Origin of the sequence: Mesorhizobium sp. CA16 (assembly GCF_020165175.1) — a bacterium.
In the GTDB taxonomy this organism is placed as follows: domain Bacteria; phylum Pseudomonadota; class Alphaproteobacteria; order Rhizobiales; family Rhizobiaceae; genus Mesorhizobium.
In genome coordinates, this window is sequence record NZ_JAIUHP010000001.1 from 687,504 (window position 1) to 705,679 (window position 18,176).

The window sequence follows — 18,176 nt, forward strand, 5'->3', positions numbered from 1 at the left end:
GATGAACGCACCGCTCAACATTGCCATGCCGGCTGAGGCATCCCAAGCGCCGAAGGCCTACAAGCTGCTGATCGACGGCAAGCATGTCGATGCCCGCGACGGCCGCAGCATCGAACGCGCCAGCCCCGGCCACGGTTTTGTCGTGTCCCGTTACGCGCAAGCGGGCGCGACGGAAGTCGAGGCGGCGGTGCAGGCCGCGCACAAGGCTTTCGAGACCGGCCCGTGGCCGCGCATGAAGGCGTCGGAACGCGCGGCGGTTCTGCTGAAGGCGTCCGACCTGATCGAGACCCGGCTGGAAGAGATCGCCCGCCTCGACGCGCTGGAATCCGGCAAGCCGATCGCCCAGGCGCGCGGCGAGATCGGTGGCGCGATCGACATCTGGCGCTATGCCGCCTCGCTTGCCCGCACGCTGCATGGCGAGAGCTACGCCAATCTCGGCGATTCCATACTGGGCGTGGTGCTGCGCGAACCGATCGGCATCGTCTCGATCATCACGCCGTGGAATTTCCCCTTCCTGATCGTCAGCCAGAAGCTGCCTTTCGCGCTCGCCGCCGGCTGCACGGCGGTGGTGAAGCCCAGCGAAATGACGTCGGCGTCGACTTTCGTGCTCGGCGACATCCTGCTGGAGGCTGGGTTGCCGGCCGGCGTCGTCAACATCCTCGCCGGTTTCGGCGCCGATGTCGGCGCGCCGATGGTCAGCCACCCGCTGGTCGAGATGGTCTCTTTCACCGGCTCGACCCGCGTCGGCAAGATAACCATGGCGGCCGCTTCCGATTCCTTGAAGAAGGTCTCGATGGAGCTCGGCGGCAAGAACGGCCAGATCGTCTTCCCGGACGCCGATCTCGAGGCGGCGGCGGATGCCGCGGTGTTCGGCGGCTTCTTCAACGCCGGCGAATGCTGCAATGCCGGCAGCCGCCTGATCGTGCATGAGGCGATCGCCGACGACTTTCTCAATATGGTGAAGGCGCTGTCCCAGAAGGTCCGTGTCGGCGATCCGCTCGACGACCAAACCAAGGTCGGCGCCATGATCTCGGCCGACCATATGGAAAAGGTAGCCGGCTATGTGAGGGCGGCGAAAACCGATGGCGGCAACGTTTTCACCGGCGGCGCCCGGCTTGCGTCCAATGCCGGTCAATATCTCGATCCGACCATCATCCGTAACGTCACGGAGGATATGGCGATCGCCCGTGAGGAAGTGTTCGGGCCGGTGCTGTCCGTGCTCACTTTTGAAACGATTGAAAAGGCATTGCACATTGCCAACAACACGCCCTATGGTCTGTCAGCAGGGGTATGGAGCGCCGGCATGGACACGTGCATGTCGGTGGGGCGCGGTGTGCGTTCGGGGACGGTTTGGGTGAACACGTTCATGGAAGGTTACCCCGAGCTGCCCTTCGGGGGGTACAAGCAGTCCGGTCTCGGACGCGAACTCGGCAAACGCGCCGTCGAGGATTATACCGAGGAAAAGACTATCCAGTTTCATCGCGGCCAGCGCACCGGATGGTGGGTCGGCTGAGTTGGGAGGCCCCGGCGGCCACCCCGCCGGTTCTGTGAATGCAACAAGGGAGGTAGTACATGTTGCGCAAACTGCTTATCGGAACGGCTCTTGCGACGAGCTTTGCGTTCTCGGCGCATGCCGCGGACGTCAAGGAAGTGCAGATGCTGCATTGGTGGACGTCGGGCGGCGAAGCGGCTGCTCTGAACGTGCTGAAGCAGGATCTGGCCAAGGAAGGCTATGCCTGGAAGGACGTGCCGGTGGCCGGCGGCGGCGGCGACGCCGCCATGACCGCGCTGAAGGCGATGGTCGCGGCCGGCAACTACCCGACCGCATCGCAGATGCTCGGCTACACCGTGCTCGACTATGCCGCCGCCGGCGTCATGGGCGATCTCACCGAGACCGCCAAGAAGGAAGGCTGGGACAAGTCGGTTCCGGCTGCCCTGCAGAAATTCTCCGTCTATGACGGCAAGTGGGTCGCCGCTCCGGTCAACGTCCACTCCGTCAACTGGCTGTGGATCAACAAGGCGGTGATGGACAAGATCGGCGGCACCGAGCCGAAGACCTTCGACGACTTCGTGGCATTGCTCGACAAGGCCAAGGCGGCCGGCGTCATCCCGCTCGCGCTCGGCGGCCAGAACTGGCAAGAGGCGACCATGTTCGACTCCGTCGTGCTGTCGACCGGCGGGCCGGAGTTCTACAAGAAGGCAATGAACGACCTCGATGAGGAGTCGCTCAAGTCCGACACGATGAAGAAGTCGTTCGACAACCTTGCCAAGCTCGTCAAATATGTCGATCCGAACTTCTCGGGTCGCGACTGGAACCTCGCCACCGCCATGGTCATCAAGGGCGATGCGCTGGTTCAGGTCATGGGCGACTGGGCCAAGGGCGAATTCCACGCCGCCAACAAGACCCCGGGCACCGACTTCCTGTGCTACCGCTTCCCGGGCACCGACGGCTCGGTGATCTACAACTCCGACATGTTCGGCATGTTCAACGTTCCTGAAGACCGCAAGGCTGCCCAGGTCGCTCTGGCCACCGCCACTTTGTCGAAGAGCTTCCAGTCGGCCTTCAACGTGGTGAAGGGTTCTGTCCCGGCCCGCACCGACGTGCCGGACACCGACTTCGACGCTTGCGGCAAGAAGGGCATCGCCGACCTGAAGAAGGCCAATGAAGGCGGCACGCTGTTCGGCTCGCTGGCCCAGGGCTACGGCGCCCCGCCGGCCGTCGCCAACGCCTACAAGGATGTCGTGTCGAAGTTCGTCCATGGTCAGATCAAGACCTCCGACGAGGCCGTGACCGAGCTGGTCAAGGCGATCGACGACGCCAAGTAAGGTTCACTTGAAACAACCCTCCCCCGCTTCGGCGGGGGAGGTCTCCTGTCGACAAAAGGTGCGGGACAGACCCTGGCGCTTTTTCGCGCCGGGCGGGTTCCAACCAACCGGTACTGGATGAGCCGATGAGCACAGTTGCCGAAACCCAGATCAAGCTGACACCGGAGCACGACGCTCGTCCCGGCGCGACGGTCCGGTCGCGGCTGCAGGACCTGCTGCCGAAGATCGTTTTGGCGCCGAGCTTCGCGGCGACGATCGTCTTCGTCTATGGCTTCATCCTGTGGACGATCTATCTGTCCTTCACCAATTCCAAGACATTCCCGTCCTATGCCGTCACCGGAGCCCGCGCCTATCAGCGGCTGTGGCGCTGGACCTTCGAGAGCGACCCGCCGTCGAGCTGGTACACCTCGATCACCAATATGGGCATATTCGGCTTCCTCTACATCCTGATCTGCCTGGCGCTCGGGCTGTTCCTGGCCATCCTGCTCGACCAGAAGATCCGCGGCGAAGGCGTGCTCAGGCCGATCTACCTCTACCCGATGGCGCTCTCCTTCATCGTCACCGGCGTCGCCTGGAAATGGTTCCTCGATCCCGGCCTCGGACTGGAACAGACGCTGCATCAGTGGGGCTGGACGAGCTTTCATTTCGACTGGATCAAGAACAAGGATTTCGTCATCTACACCGTGGTGATCGCCGGCGTCTGGCAGGCGTCCGGCTTCGTCATGGCGATGTTCCTGGCCGGCCTGCGCGGCATCGACGGCGAGATCATGAAGGCCGCGCAGATCGACGGCGCGTCTAGCTTCCAGCTCTATCGCCGCATCGTCATTCCGCTGCTCAGGCCCGTCTTCCTGTCGGCCTTCATCGTGCTCGCGCATCTGGCCATCAAGTCCTATGACCTTGTCGTGGCGCTGACCAGCGGCGGGCCCGGCGGCTCGGCCTGGCTGCCGTCCAACTTCATGTATGAGTTCACCTTCAAGCGCAACGAAATGGCGGTCGGCTCGGCAAGCGCGGTGATCATGCTGATGACCATCACCGCCATCATCGTTCCGTATCTCTATTCCGAGCTCAGGGAGAAGTCGCGATGAGCGCCGTCGCTTCACCCGCCAGCCAGGCCGCAAGCGGCGCCCGTGCGAGGACCTTCAACCGCATCGTCATCTACGGGCTGCTTGGGCTGTTCGCGATCTTCTATCTGATGCCGCTCTTCGTCATGCTGGTCACCTCGTTCAAGACCATGGACGAGATCCAGAACGGCAACATGCTGTCGCTGCCGCATGCGCCGACTTTCGCGCCATGGATAAAGGCGTGGAGCGAAGTCTGCTCGGGCCTGACCTGCGTCGGCATGAAGGGCTATTTCTGGAACTCCATCAAGATGGTCGTGCCGGCAGTGCTGATCTCGACGCTGCTCGGTGCGCTCAACGGCTATGTGCTGACCAAATGGCGCTTCCGCGGCCACACGCTAGTCTTCGCCATGATGTTGTTCGCCTGCTTCATCCCGTTCCAGTCGGTGCTGTTGCCGATGGCGACGATCCTCGGCAGCCTCGGCCGCTTCGGCGTCACCCTGCAGAACGCGACCGGGTTCAACTTCGGTCTCGGCAATTCGACCGTGAACCTGGTCTTCGTCCATGTGGTCTACGGCCTCGGCTTCACAACGCTGTTCTTCCGCAATTATTACGAGGCCTTTCCGACCGAGTTGGTGAAGGCGGCACAGGTCGACGGCGCGTCCTTCTTCCAGATATTTCGGCGCATCATGCTGCCCAATTCGCTGCCGATCATCGTCGTGACGGTGATCTACCAGTTCACCAACATCTGGAACGACTTCCTGTTCGCCTCCGCCTATGCCGGCTCCGGCGACGTGATGCCGATGACGGTGGCGCTGAACAACGTTGTCAACACCTCGACCGGCGTCGTCGAATACAACGTCAACATGGCGGCGGCGATGATTGCCGCGCTCCCCACCCTGATCGTCTATGTCGTCGCCGGCCGCTATTTCGTGCGCGGGCTGATGGCCGGCGCGGTCAAGGGCTGACCACATTCGGAAGGAACGACCATGGCTTTTCTGGAAATTGATGGGCTGAAGAAGCGCTTCGGGAATGTCGAGATCCTGAAGGGCATCAATGTCGAGCTCGAAAAGGGCGGCTTTCTGGTGCTCGTCGGCCCTTCCGGCTGCGGCAAGTCTACGCTGCTCAACACGATCGCCGGGCTGGAGCAGATCACCGAGGGCGAGATCCGCGTCGACGGCCGCGCGATCAACGACCTGCATCCTTCGAAGCGCGACATCGCCATGGTGTTCCAGAGCTATGCGCTCTACCCGAATATGACGGTTGCCGGCAACATCGCCTTCGGCATGGAGATGCGCGGCGTGCCGGCGGCGGAACGCCAGGCGGCGATCGACAAGGTGGCGAAGATCCTGCAGATCGGCCATCTCCTCAACCGCAAGCCCAGCCAGCTTTCCGGCGGCCAGCGGCAGCGCGTCGCCATGGGCCGGGCGCTGGTGCGCGACCCGAAACTCTTCCTATTCGACGAGCCGCTCTCCAATCTCGACGCCAAGCTGCGCGTCGACATGCGCATCGAGATCAAGCGCCTGCACGCCACGACCGGCACGACCATCGTCTATGTCACGCATGACCAGATCGAGGCGATGACGCTGGCGACCAAGATCGCCGTCATGCGCGACGGCGAGGTGCAGCAATTCGGCACGCCGGCCGAAATCTACAACAACCCGACCAACATCTTTGTCGCCGACTTCATGGGCTCGCCGGCGATGAACCTGATCCCGGCCAAGATCGATGCTAACGGCAGCGGGCTGTCGGTGGTTCTGGACCGCGAAGCGCGCCAGCCGATCGTGCTGCCGATGCCCGGCGCGCCCACCGGCCTTGCGGCCTTCAAGGACAAGCCGGTGATCTTCGGCGTGCGCCCCGAAGCGCTGACCGACCCGGAAGGTGCGGAACGCAACGGTTCGAACATCGCCACCGCAGACTGCCATATCGAAGTGGTGGAGCCGGCGGGATCGGATACTTTTGCCGTCACCAATCTGGGCGGCAAGGGCGTGGTGGCGCGGCTGAGAGCTGATGCGAATATCCAGCCCGGCACCAGCACGCCCTTGGCCTTCAACCTCAGCAAGGCGGTGTTCTTCGACCCGGCGACCGAGAAGCGCATCCTTTAAAAAGCTATGGCAAACCCGGATATCGTCATCATCGGCTCCGGCATCGGCGGCGCCACGATCGCCTCCGGCTTGGCCGGCAGCGGCGCCTCGATCCTGATCCTGGAGCGTGGCGAGCCGCTGCCCGCGACGCCGCATGCGCGCTCGACGCGCTCCATCTTCATCGACGAGCACTACCGGCCGAAGGAGATGTGGCGCGAGGCCGGCGGTGCCGCCTTCAACCCAGGCAACTATTACTATGTCGGCGGCAATTCGAAGTTCTTCGGCGCCGTCCTGATCCGCTACCGCAAGGAGGATTTTTCCGAGCTCGAGCATTTCGGCGGCGTCTCGCCGGCCTGGCCGTTTTCCTATGACGAATTCGAGCCGTGGTATTCGAAGGCCGAGCAGCTTTTTCGCGTGCGCGGCACGCTGGGTGAAGACCCGACCGAGCCGTTCCATTCGATCCCCTACGCCTTCAAGCCGGTGCCGGACGAGCCGCCGATCGCGCGCGCCCGCGCCGAGCTGAAGAGCCTTGGACTCCATCCTGCCTCGCTACCGCTCGGCGTCGACATCAAGGCCTGGCTGAAGGACGGCAGGACGGGCTGGGACGCCTTCCCCAACACCGGCCAGGGCAAGATCGACGCCCAGACTGGACCGCTGACGGCGGCGCTCACCGACAAGAACATCCGGCTCGAGACCGGCGCGCATGTCGACTGGCTCGAAACCGCGCCGGACGGCAAGTCGATCGCCGCCATCCACTACACCCAGAACGGCGAGCACAAGACGCTGTCGCCGAAGCTCGTCATCCTGTCCGCCGGCGCGATCAATTCGGCCGCCATCCTGCTGCGCTCGCCCTCCGCTACCGGCAACGGCCTCGCCAACAGCTCCGACCAGGTCGGGCGCAATTTCATGAACCACAATTCGAGTGCGATGCTGGCGATCGACCCGCGCCGCCGCAACGATAGCGTCTACCAGAAGACGCTGATGCTCAACGATTACTACCTGTCCGACGGCAAGGACGGCAAGCCGCTCGGCAATGTGCAGCTGCTCGGCAAGATCGACGGCAACATGCTGAAGGCCAATGTGAAGAGGATGCCGAAATTCGTGCTCGACTTCATGGCCGGCCACGCCGTCGATTGGTACCTGATGTGCGAGGACCTGCCCGATCCCGAAAGCCGCATCATGGTCGACGGCAAGGAGATCATCATGCAATGGCGGCGCTCCAACATGCAGTCGCTGGATGGCCTGACCAAGGTCATGCGCGAGAACCTTCGCGCCTGCGGCTATCCGATCGTGCTGTCGCGGCCCTTCGACAAGCGCACGCCGTCGCACCAATGCGGCACCGTGAAGATCGGCAACGACCCGGCAACATCGCCGCTCGACCCCTTCTGCCGCGCCTGGGATCATCAAAACCTGTTCGTCGTCGACGGCGGCTTCCTGCCGACATCGGCCGCCGTCAACCCGGCGCTGTCGATCGCCGCGCAGGCGCTGCGCGTTGCCGACCATATCCGCAAGACGGAGCTTTCTTCATGATAGGCCGGCGCCGCCCCTCATCCGCCTGCCGGCACCTTCTCCCCGTAAACGGGGAGAAGAAGGCTGGCCGCAACGCCGGCACCCATTCTGCAACGCTTGCGACTGGCGAAGCCGGCGACAAAGGCTTCCTTCTCCCCGTCACTATACGGGGAGAAGTGCCCGGCAGGGCGATGAGGGGCAGCGCGAACGTTCAAAAGGCTAGTCTCCAATGACCCGCCCGGCAGCCATCGTCACCGGCGGCGCTCGGGGTATTGGCCTCGCCTGCGCCGAGGCGCTGGCGGACGCCGGCTTCGACCTCCTCGTCGCCGACCTTGCCAACAAACCCGTCGGCGGTCTCGCCGAAAACATCGCCGGGCGTGGCGCGAAGTTCGCTTACGCCCAATGCGACATCGCTGATCTCGCACGCCACCCTGCGCTCGTTGATGCTGCAACCAACGCCTTCGGCCGCATCGATTGCCTGGTCAACAACGCCGGCGTCGGCGCCGTGGTGCGCGGCGATCTGTTGGAGCTGAAGCCGGAGAATTTCGACCGCGCTCTGGATATCAACCTGCGCGGTACAGTGTTCCTCAGCCAGGCCGTCGCCAAGGTCATGCTTGCGGCATCCGCAAACGCCGTCCGATCGATCATCACCATCACCTCGGTCAGCGCCGCCATGGCTTCGCCGGAACGCGCCGACTACTGCATCTCCAAGGCCGGGCTTTCGATGTGGGTGAAAAACCTGGCGCTGCGGCTTGCACCAGAAAATATCGGCGTGTTCGAGGTCCGGCCGGGCATCATCCGAACCGATATGACGGCTGGCGTTTCCGCCAAATATGACGCGCTGATCGAGGGTGGGCTGGTGCCGGCAAAACGCTGGGGCGAGGCAGGCGATATCGGCACTGTCGTGGCCGCGCTTGCCTCCGGAAAGTTCGCCTTTTCGACCGGATCGGTCATCGATGTCGACGGCGCGCTCTCCGTGCCACGCTTGTGAGGAACCATGGCTGACTACATCATCGTCGGCGCCGGTCCGGCCGGCTGCGTTCTCGCCAACCGGCTGACCGAGGATCCGTCGAATTCCGTCCTGCTTCTGGAGGCCGGCGGCAAGGACTGGCATCCGCTGATCCACATGCCGGCGGGCTTTGCCAAGATGACCAAGGGTATCGCCTCCTGGGGCTGGTCGACAGTGCCGCAGAGGCACATGAAGGACCGCGTCTTCTGGTACACGCAGGCCAAGGTCGTCGGCGGCGGCTCATCGATCAACGCCCAGATCTACACGCGCGGCAATGCCCGCGACTATGACGCCTGGGAGAAGGAAGAGGGACTGGCCGGCTGGGGCTATCGCGATGTGCTGCCCTATTTCAAGCGCGCCGAGAACAACCAGCGCTTCGCGAACGATTTCCATGGCGACCAGGGACCGCTCGGCGTCTCCAACCCGATCTCGCCGCTGCCGATCTGCGAGGCCTATTTTCGCGCCGGGCAGGAAATGGGCATTCCGTTCAACCCCGACTTCAACGGCGCCAGCCAGGAAGGCGTCGGCTACTATCAGCTGACCCAGAAGGATGCGCGGCGTTCATCAGCCTCCGTGGCCTATCTGAAGCCGATCCGCAGCCGCAAGAACCTGACGGTCAGGACCGATGTGCTCGTCACCCGCGTCGTCGTCGAGAAGGGCCGCGCCGTCGGCGTCGAGATCGTCGACAAGCCGGGCGGCGAGAAGACCATATTGCGCGTCGAACGCGAGGTGATCGTCTCGTCGGGCGCCATCGGCTCGCCGAAACTTCTGCTGCAATCAGGCATCGGCCCGGCCGATCATCTGAAGTCGGTTGGCGTCACGCCCGTGCATGACCTGCCCGGCGTCGGCTCCAACATGCAGGATCATCTCGACCTTTTCGTCATCGCCGAATGCACCGGCGACCATACCTATGACAATTACGCCAAGCTGCACCGCACGATGTGGGCCGGCTTGCAATATCTGCTGCTCAAGAAGGGCCCCGTCGCCTCAAGCCTGTTCGAGACCGGCGGCTTCTGGTACGCCGACCCGACCGCCGCCTCGCCCGACATCCAGTTCCATCTCGGCCTCGGCTCCGGCATCGAGGCAGGCGTCGAGAAGCTGAAGAATCCGGGCGTGACGCTGAACTCCGCCTTCCTGCGCCCGCGCTCGCGCGGCACGGTGCGATTGAAGAGCGCCGACCCCGCCGACCACCCGCTGATCGATCCGAACTACTGGTCCGATCCTTACGACCGCGACATGTCGATCAAGGGCCTGCGGCTGGCTCGCGAGATCATGCGGCAGAAGGCGCTGCAGCCCTATGTGCTGCGCGAGGTGCTGCCCGGCCCTGCCCTGCAAAGCGACGCGGACCTTTTCGACTACGCCTGCCGCACGTCGAAGACCGACCACCACCCCGTCGGCACCTGCCGCATGGGGCATGATGCGATGGCCGTGGTGACGCCGGATTTGAGGCTGCGCGGCATCGAAGGTCTGCGCGTCTGCGATGCGTCGGTGATGCCGCGCGTTCCCTCCTCCAACACGAATGCGCCGACGATCATGGTCGGGGAAAAAGGCGCCGATCTCATCCTCGGCCGCGAGCCGCTGCCGCCGGCCGTGTTCAAGGGCAACCAGGCGGCATGAGGCATCAACGATGATCCGGCATTGCGTCTTTGTCCGCTTTCGCGACGACGTCCCTGAAATCGAGCGCGCGGCGATTCACGCTGATCTCGAAGCCTTGCGCGCCGTTATCGCCGGCATGGACAGGGTCCAATTCAGCGCCAATGTCAGCCCGGAGCCGTTCGGGCGCGGCTTCGGTCACGGTTTCACCATCGACTTCCGCGATGCCAACGCCCGCGACGCCTACCTCGTTCACGAGGCGCATCAGCGCGCCGGCGCGCGCCTGGTCGCCGCGCTCGAAGGCGGCACCGACGGGCTGATGGTCATTGATCTGGAGGTGACGCAAATGTGACCGCTCGCCGGCTCAAATCCGGCGGCCGTCCCGTTCTCTTTTGCCCGCCCTGGAACATATCGTGCTTTCGGGGGATGCAAAAGGAGCACTGCCTTGAACCTCACCCCCGAGCAGAAGAAAACCGTAACCGCATCGTTCCTCGGCTGGACGCTCGACGCTTTTGATTTCTTCCTTCTGACATTCCTGCTCACCGATATTGCCGCTGAATTCCAGACCGACGTGCCGGCGGTCTCCAAAGCACTGTTCCTGACACTGGCGACGCGTTTCATCGGCGCGTTCTTCTTCGGCGTGCTTGCCGACAGATACGGCCGCAAGCCCATTCTGATGCTCAATATCGTCAGCTATTCGGTGATCGGCGCCTTGGCCGCCTTCTCGCCCAATCTCGGCATATTCCTGGCGCTGCGTGCCCTGTTCGGCATAGCCATGGGAGGCGAATGGGGTCTGGGCAGCTCGCTCGCCATGGAATCCATTCCGCCAAGCGCGCGCGGCACGGTCTCGGGCATTCTGCAATGCGGCTATCCGGCCGGCTATCTGCTGGCCGCGGTCGTCTACGGGCTGCTCTACGGGCAGAAGATCGGCGACTTCACCTTCGGTTGGCGCGCCATGTTCCTCCTGAGCTTCCTGCCGGCGCTGATCGTGCTCTTCATCCGCTCGCATGTGCCGGAATCGCCGGCCTTCGTCGAAGGCCGCGCCCAGACGCGGCCCGGCCTTTTAGAAACGTTGCGGAAGCACTGGCGGATCGCGCTCTACGCCGTGGTGCTGATGATGTTCTTCAACTTCTTCAGCCATGGCACGCAGGACCTCTATCCGACCTTCCTGAAGAAGCAGCACGGCTTCGACACGCACACGGTGAGCTGGATCACCATCGTCGCCAATATCGGCGCGATCGTCGGCGGCCTGGCCTTCGGCGCGCTGTCCGAGAAGATTGGCCGCATCAACGCCATCACGCTCGCTTGCGTGATCGCCATGCCGGCAATCCCGCTCTGGGCTTACACGACCACGCCCTTCATGCTGGCAATCGGCGCATTCATCATGCAGGTCGCGGTGCAGGGAGCCTGGGGCGTCATCCCGGTGCATCTCAACGAATTGTCGCCAGGCTCGGTGCGGGCGACCTTGCCCGGCTTCATCTACCAGGCCGGCAATCTCGCCGCTTCCTATGGCGGTCCCTATCAGGCCGGCATTGCCGAAGCGCCGGGAGGCAGCTACGGCTATGCGCTGGCCCTGTTTGCCGGCGTGGTCGCCGTCTGCATCATCGTCGTCATCCGCTTCAGTCCGGAAAGGCGTGGCCAGGTGATGACCGTGCTCGGCTGAGGGTCTGTCTTCAACCCATTCTGAGCGCCGCGACACCGGCAACGATGCCGAGCGCCGCGGCCGCGCGCCAGACGGTCATCTTCTCGCCCAGCGCCAGCACCGAGATCAGCATGGCAAACAGGATCGAGGTCTCGCGCAGCGACGCGACCGAGGCGATCGGCGCCTTGGTCATTGCCCACATCACGATCCAATAGGCCGCGCCGCTGAGCACGCCGGTGAACAGCCCGGCCTTCCAGTCGCGCGCCAGCACAGGCAGCGACCGCGGCCCGCGAAAGAAGATGCACAGCAAAAGCGCCCACGTCGCATCGCAGACGAACAGCCAGGCCGCATAGCTTTGCGCGGTTGCCGCCAGCCGCGCGCCGCTGCCGTCGGAGAGTGTGTAGCTGGCGATGAAGATCGATGTGCCGAGCGCGAAGCCGACCGCGCGCAGATTGAGCTTCTCCAGATGCGCCCCGCCCCGGAACGACATGACCAGCGTGCCCGCCGACAGAAGCACGATGCCGAGGATGGCGAATGGCGCCGGGACCTCGCCGATCAGGACGATGCCGCCGAGCGCCGAGAGCAATGGTGCGGTGCCGCGCGCCAGCGGATAGGTCTGAGCGAAATCGCCGGCCTTGTAGGCGCCGATCAAGAAAGTGCGGTAGCCCATGTGGAAGATCATCGAGGCGAAGATGTAAGGCCAAACTTCGGCCTTTGGCACCTCGACGAAGGGAAGCGCGACCAGCGCCGCAAAGCCCATGCCGAGCGTCATCAGTGTGATCGACAGGAAGCGGTCGAGATGCACCTTGACCAGCGCGTTCCAGATCGCATGCATGGCCGCCGCCGAAAGCACCGCCAGGACGACGAACAGCGTCATGCCTGCCTCACCTGCCCGCCAGGCCTGACGCGATGCCCGGCATTTCCAGATCGATATCGATCCTGAGCGGGAAATGGTCGGAACTCACCTCGCCGATATCGGCGCTCACAGAACGCACCCGGTCGGCCAGCATGCCGCCGACGAAGCAATGATCGAGCCGTCGTTTCGCCAGCCTGCCGTCGATGATCTTTTCGTGCGTATGGAAGTCCGGCCCCGACCCGCTGGCGAAGGCCGCGGCATCGACGAATCCGTCGATATAGGCAGCGCCGCGATGGTAGGGCGTATTGCCGACGATGCGCCGGTATTCGGCGCTGCCCGGCTCCATGTTGAAGTCGCCCAGCCAGATCGCCGCCAACGGGTTTTCCGGTTCCGGCTGGCCGTTCGACCAGTTGCGCTGCGGCTCGTCGTCGACGCCGCTCCAGGGGCCGCCGTCGGACGGCGCGCGGCGATGTTCGGCAAGCAGGTAGTCGATCTGCTCCAGCCGCTCTTCAGCCGCGATATGCGCCAGATGCAACGAAAGCACCCGCAACGGTCCCGCCGGCGTGCGGATCATGCATTCGAGCGCCGCATTGCGGGTGTTGAGCGGCCTCAGCGTCCGCCGCTGCGGCAAAGTGTGCAGCCGCGACCAGACGATCGGCAGCTTCGACAGCACCATCGTGCCGAATTGCCGCCGGCGGTTGACGACGCGGCCATCACGCTTCTCGCTGGCATCCATGTCGAAGGCCGGGCCGTAAGCCCAGTAATAGCCGGGCAGCAAGCTGGACAGGATCTCGGGCTGGTCGTCCTCGTTGCTGCGTTGCCAATGCCGCTCCACCTCCTGCAGCGCGACGATGTCGGCGCCGTCCACCAGCCTGGCGCAGCGGCTGAGATCGTAGCGCCCGTCGCTGCCGTAGCCATACTGGATATTGTAGCTGATCAGCTTCATTGATTAACCGGCTCACTTCTGGTGATCGCAGTAACGCCCCGCCCCTTGCGTTGCAATGGACCGGCGGGGCAAGCGGAATAGTCCAGTGCAAATCGGCGAACCGGCGCTCTAATAAGTCGTCAGCGGCTGGAAGCTTCCGGCGGGCGACGCGGCAAGTTCCGACCAGTCGATCTCCTCCTCCAGCCGGTGATAGGCTTCGTCGCCAATCGTGCCGTTGCTGCGCAGTTCCTCCAGCGTGTCGCGCTGCCGCTTGATGGCGTAGAGGCGCAACCGGTCGTATTCCGTCGCGGCCTGCGCGTCGTCGGGATTTTCGGCGATCCGCCGCTGCGCCTCGTACTGCTCGCGCACGACGGCGGCAGCCGACGAGGTCTTGCGGCTCAGCACATCGAGCGCGGCCTGCATGATGGCGACGCGCGCTTCGGCCACCTCGCGATCGATCGTCGTATCGCGCGGGAAATTGAGCCAGCGCAGCAGAACCTTCAGGCTCATGCCTTGCAGCACCAGCGTGCCGAGCACGACCGCGAAAGCGGCAAGCACAATCGGGTCACGCCCGGGAAAGCCGGCCGGCAAGGCAATGGCGGCGACCAGCGTCACCAGCCCGCGCATGCCGCACCAGCCGACAAGCGCGGCACCGGCAAATGTCGGCGCATCCTGCTTTTCTTCCTCGCTGTCGTTGCGGGCAAACCATCGGATGATCGCGACATACCCCGCCACCCAGACGAGGCGCGCCACGATGACGACGGTAAGAACCGTCGCGGCGAAGACGAATGCCTTGCCCTGCCCATCGTCGGCCAGCCGGCCGATGATCGACCGTGCCTGCAGGCCCATCAGCACGAACGCCAGCACGTTGAGCACGAACACCGCCGATTCCCAGACCGAATAGGCGCTGACGCGGCGTCTGGCCGACATGCGGCGCGGCGTGGTGCGCGCGATGGTGATGGCATAGACGACGATGGTGATGATGGCGGAGAGGCCGAGCTTGTCGGCAATGATCCAGACGGCGAAAGTTCCGGCGAACTGCACCACGGTGCTGCTTGCCGCGTCCTCGATGCGTGTCAGCGTGAGCCGCGACACTCGGCCGAACAGATAGCCGGCGATAACGCTGCCGACCGTTGCAAGCAGGATGACGGGCACTGCGTCTTTGAGCATGAGTGTGCCGATGGCGGCTGAAACCGATATCCGGTAGATCAGCAGCGCCGTAGCATCGTTGAGCAGGCTCTCGCCCTGCAGGATCGCAGTCAGACGGTGCGGCACCTTGAACTGATTGAGCACCGCGCTTGCGGCGACTGCGTCCGGCGGCGCGACGATGGCGCCGAGCGCGATCGCCGCCGCGATCGGCAGCCCGGCCATCTTCCAGCCGACAAAGGCAACGACCACCGCGGTGAAGACGACCGCGCCAAGCGCCAGCAGGGCAAGCGACAGCCGGTAGCGCTTCAGGTCGCGCAGTGAAGTGTCATAGGCGGCATCGAGCAGCACCGGCGCGATGAACAGCGCCAGCGCCAGTTCCGGATCGATCTCGATCATCGGCGCGCCCGGCACGAAGGCAAGCCCAACGCCGGCAAGCGCCAGCAGCGACGGGTAAGGTACCTCCAGCCATCGCGATACCGCCGTCAGCGCGACGGCGATGAGCAGCAGGACAAGGGTGAGTTCGAACAGCGCCATGGCTCATCGTAGCGGCGAAGCGCGAAGCTTGTCAGTACCCGGAGACAGGATACTGTTGATTTATCCGGCAAACCCGCGCCGCCTCATAGGGGTGCTCGCAGGACATGCCGATGACGGCCGTATATCACCGAGAACCGTCTGGCATGTCTTATCGGCATCAGGACGGGCCAGAGCCGTCAATGCAGAACCAGCATGTCGCCCGATGAGAAGGAGATGTCCGCCTTGTCGCCTACGGCAGGGGGCGGTGTCGCCGAGTTGTTGAAGGTATCGAGCGATACCGTGTTGCCGCCGATGCCGACGCGCACGCGGATGACTGAGCCAAGGAAATGCACTTCGGCGATTTCGCCCGACAGGCTGGTGTCGTGGCCGGGCTGGCGCCCCAGCGAGATGGCTTCAGGCCGCAGCGCCAGCGACAGCGTGTCGCCTGACTTCGAACCGTTGAGCTTGCCTTTCAGCGAGACTTCCTGCGAGTTGACTTGCACCTTGCCGGAAGCGGCGTCGGTGACCTTGCCCTCCAGCACGTTGAGCGTGCCGACGAAATTGGCGACGAATTTGGTCGCCGGCCGATTGTAGATCTCGAACGGCGTGCCCACCTGCTCGGCCCTGCCGCCATACATCACCGCGATGCGGTCGGAGATCGACAGCGCCTCTTCCTGGTCATGCGTGACGAAGATGGTGGTGATGCCGAGCTTCTTCTGGATCGAGCGGATTTCCTCGCGCAGCGACACGCGCACCTTGGCGTCGAGCGCCGACAGCGGCTCGTCGAGCAGAAGCAGCTTCGGCTTCGGCGCAATCGCCCGCGCGAGCGCGATGCGCTGCTGCTGGCCGCCGGAAAGCTGGTAGGGATAGCGGTCGGCCATCTGCGGCAGCTTGATGATATCGAGCATCTCGGCGACCCGCCTGTCGGCATCGGCCTTCGGCATGCCACCGACCTTCAACCCGAAGGCGATGTTCTGCGCCACCGTCAGGTTCGGGAACAGCGCGTAGGCCTGGAACACCATGCCGACATTGCGCTGATTGGGCTTCAGCCTGGTTATGTCCTTGCCGCCGACGACGATCTTGCCGGCCGAGGGCTCCTCGAAGCCGGCGACCATACGCAACACCGTGGTTTTGCCGCAGCCGGACGGCCCCAGGAAGGAGACGAATTCGCCCGGCTCGACGTCGAGATTGAAGTCCTCCACCACGGTGGTGGCACCGAAGGATTTTCGAACGTGCTGGATGGAGAGGAATGGGTCGGCCATGGCGTGGTTCTCTCGATCAATTTGGGCGGTTCGCCGATTTCGGCGCGAAGCGGGACAGGATCTGGATCAGCGACATGCAGCCCCAGGTGATGACGAAGGCGATGATCGCAAGTGCAGCCGGCTCATAGGCACGATTGGCGCCGATATTCTGCAGGTAAGGGCCGAATGCCGGCCGATTGAGCAGGCTTGCCATGGTGAATTCGCCGATGACGATGGCGAAGGTCAGGAAGGCACCCGACAGCACCGCGATCAGCACATTGGGCAGGATGACGCGGGTGATGATCGTGCCCCAGCCGGCGCCGAGGATTTGGGCTGCTTCCGTCAGCGTTCTGACATCGATGGTACGAAGGCCGGTGTCGACGGCGCGGTACATGTAGGGTAGCGCCAGCGTCGCATAGCCGATCACCAGCAAGGCGCTGGCGCCGAGATCGCTGGCCAGGAACGGCAGCGGCGAATTCGAGCCATACATACGGATATAGCCGAAGACGATGACGATCGCCGGAATGACCAGCGGCAGCAGCGTGATGAATTCGACGATCGGCCTGATTTGAGGCAATCGGAGACGGATCCAGTAGGCGGCCGGCACCACGATCAGCACGCCGAGAATGATGGTGAAGATCGCGGCGACCACCGAATACAGGAACGTCGCTTGGAAGCGCGGATCGCCGAGCACGACTTGATAGGCGTCGAAGGAATGGACGCCGCGCCGCATGCGCAACGAAAACTCGAACGTTGCCAGCAGCGGAATGAAGAAATAGGCCGTGCCAATACCGAAGACGACCCAGGCCCAGAATTTGCCCGACTTCATTTCAGCCACCTCTCGGAACGGGTCCGGAACCAGATGTAGAAGACATTCGCCAGTCCGGTGATGACGATCATGCCGAAGGCGATCGCGTAACCGAGTTGCGGGTTGTGCAGCACGTCGCCGTTGATCTGCGAATAGAGCTTGATGGGAACGATGTTGAGCTGCGGGCCGGCGAACGCATAGGCCGTTGCGATGGCGCCGAAGGCGTTGGCGAACAGAAGGATAACGGTGCCGAGGAAACTCGGAAACAGCACCGGTATCACCACCATGCGCCAGTACTGCCACTGGGTGGCGCCAAGCGTGGCGGCCGCCTCGTTCCATTCCTTCTTCAAGCCGTCGATCGCCGGCACGATGATCACCACCATCAGCGGGATCTGAAAGAAGAGATAGACGACGATCAGCCCCCACGTGGTCAGGAAATTGAACCCCAGGGCATAGATGTTGAGGTTGAATATGTCGCGCAGCAGCACCGTCACGATGCCGACGCGGCCGAGCGTTGCGATGAACGCAAAGGCAAGCGGCAAGCCGGCAAAATTCGAGGCGACGCCCGAGAAGGTCAGCGTCGCGGAGCGAACCCAGCTGGGCAGGCCGCCGCGCACGATGGCCACGGCAATCGCCAGTCCGGCAAAAGCGCCGACGATGGCCGACCAGAAGCTGATCTTGATCGAAACCCAATAGGAATTGGCGATCGAAGGATCGCTGACCAACTGCAGGACGTTGTCGAGCGTAAACCCGCCTTCCCCGGTCTGAAACGCGCCGATGACGAGATAAAGCGTCGGCATGATCAGGAACATAAGGGCGAAGACGAAGAACGGCGCCACGCCGATCCATTGCGTCGGCAGGCGGAAAGCAGTCGCTTCGGTCGGCGGCGCGGGCTTGGTGGCAATAGACTGATTTGAAAGCGATAGATCGGTCATGTGCCCGGCACCGTCTTCGAGGGAAAGC

Annotated in this window: 16 protein-coding genes; 10 read left to right on the forward strand and 6 right to left on the reverse strand. The window is 63.7% G+C overall.

Features of this window, described 5'->3' with window-relative positions; translation table 11 throughout:
* Position 1 precedes the first annotated feature (1 nt).
* The 10 genes from LB525_RS03365 (at position 2) to LB525_RS03410 (ending at position 11,742) form a co-directional block, all read left to right on the forward strand.
* Positions 2-1,513 carry an aldehyde dehydrogenase family protein gene (locus tag LB525_RS03365; RefSeq protein WP_224524638.1) on the forward strand — a complete coding sequence of 504 codons (1,512 nt, stop codon included), beginning with the start codon at positions 2-4 and terminating at the stop codon, positions 1,511-1,513.
* A 59-nt stretch (positions 1,514-1,572) separates the two neighbouring features.
* On the forward strand, positions 1,573-2,826 hold the full coding sequence (locus tag LB525_RS03370; protein WP_140632473.1) for an ABC transporter substrate-binding protein: 1,254 nt from the start codon (positions 1,573-1,575) through the stop codon (positions 2,824-2,826).
* 125 nt (positions 2,827-2,951) lie between these two features.
* Positions 2,952-3,911: a carbohydrate ABC transporter permease gene (locus LB525_RS03375; protein ID WP_224543417.1), complete on the forward strand. Its 960-nt coding sequence runs from the start codon at positions 2,952-2,954 to the stop codon at positions 3,909-3,911.
* Positions 3,908-4,852 (forward strand): carbohydrate ABC transporter permease, encoded by a 945-nt coding sequence (locus LB525_RS03380; protein ID WP_224524124.1) that lies wholly within the window; start codon positions 3,908-3,910, stop codon positions 4,850-4,852. Before LB525_RS03375 ends, LB525_RS03380 begins: the two co-directional genes overlap by 4 nt.
* 21 nt (positions 4,853-4,873) lie before the next feature.
* Positions 4,874-5,989 (forward strand): ABC transporter ATP-binding protein, encoded by a 1,116-nt coding sequence (locus tag LB525_RS03385; protein ID WP_224524121.1) that lies wholly within the window; start codon positions 4,874-4,876, stop codon positions 5,987-5,989.
* 6 nt (positions 5,990-5,995) lie between these two features.
* Entirely contained in the window at positions 5,996-7,498 is a 1,503-nt protein-coding gene (locus tag LB525_RS03390; protein ID WP_224543418.1) for a GMC oxidoreductase, read from the forward strand.
* A 208-nt stretch (positions 7,499-7,706) separates the two neighbouring features.
* Positions 7,707-8,468: a 3-ketoacyl-ACP reductase gene (locus tag LB525_RS03395; protein WP_224524109.1), complete on the forward strand. Its 762-nt coding sequence runs from the start codon at positions 7,707-7,709 to the stop codon at positions 8,466-8,468.
* A gap of 6 nt (positions 8,469-8,474) precedes the next feature.
* The gene (locus LB525_RS03400) at positions 8,475-10,103 is read left to right on the forward strand and encodes a GMC family oxidoreductase (RefSeq protein WP_224543419.1); all 1,629 of its coding nucleotides are present in this window, start codon (positions 8,475-8,477) and stop codon (positions 10,101-10,103) included.
* Between the two features lie 10 nt (positions 10,104-10,113).
* Positions 10,114-10,431 (forward strand): Dabb family protein, encoded by a 318-nt coding sequence (locus LB525_RS03405; RefSeq protein WP_224524104.1) that lies wholly within the window; start codon positions 10,114-10,116, stop codon positions 10,429-10,431.
* Between the two features lie 93 nt (positions 10,432-10,524).
* Positions 10,525-11,742 (forward strand): MFS transporter, encoded by a 1,218-nt coding sequence (locus LB525_RS03410; protein WP_224524102.1) that lies wholly within the window; start codon positions 10,525-10,527, stop codon positions 11,740-11,742.
* A 10-nt stretch (positions 11,743-11,752) separates the two neighbouring features.
* Here LB525_RS03410 and LB525_RS03415 read toward each other — a convergent pair whose 3' ends face one another.
* The 6 genes from LB525_RS03415 to LB525_RS03440 all read right to left on the reverse strand — a co-directional run bounded on the left by LB525_RS03415 (position 11,753) and on the right by LB525_RS03440 (position 18,148).
* Positions 11,753-12,598, reverse strand: a complete 846-nt coding sequence (locus tag LB525_RS03415) for an EamA family transporter (protein ID WP_224524090.1) — start codon at positions 12,596-12,598, stop codon at positions 11,753-11,755.
* 7 nt (positions 12,599-12,605) lie between these two features.
* Positions 12,606-13,523, reverse strand: coding sequence for an endonuclease/exonuclease/phosphatase family protein (locus tag LB525_RS03420; protein ID WP_224524088.1), 918 nt, complete (start codon positions 13,521-13,523; stop codon positions 12,606-12,608).
* A gap of 108 nt (positions 13,524-13,631) precedes the next feature.
* On the reverse strand, positions 13,632-15,185 hold the full coding sequence (locus LB525_RS03425; RefSeq protein WP_224524086.1) for a cation:proton antiporter: 1,554 nt from the start codon (positions 15,183-15,185) through the stop codon (positions 13,632-13,634).
* A gap of 176 nt (positions 15,186-15,361) precedes the next feature.
* Positions 15,362-16,426, reverse strand: coding sequence for an ABC transporter ATP-binding protein (locus LB525_RS03430; RefSeq protein ID WP_095766297.1), 1,065 nt, complete (start codon positions 16,424-16,426; stop codon positions 15,362-15,364).
* A gap of 16 nt (positions 16,427-16,442) precedes the next feature.
* Positions 16,443-17,234, reverse strand: coding sequence for an ABC transporter permease (locus tag LB525_RS03435; protein WP_224524083.1), 792 nt, complete (start codon positions 17,232-17,234; stop codon positions 16,443-16,445).
* Positions 17,231-18,148 (reverse strand): ABC transporter permease, encoded by a 918-nt coding sequence (locus LB525_RS03440; protein ID WP_095766295.1) that lies wholly within the window; start codon positions 18,146-18,148, stop codon positions 17,231-17,233. Before LB525_RS03440 ends, LB525_RS03435 begins: the two co-directional genes overlap by 4 nt.
* Positions 18,149-18,176 lie beyond the last annotated feature (28 nt).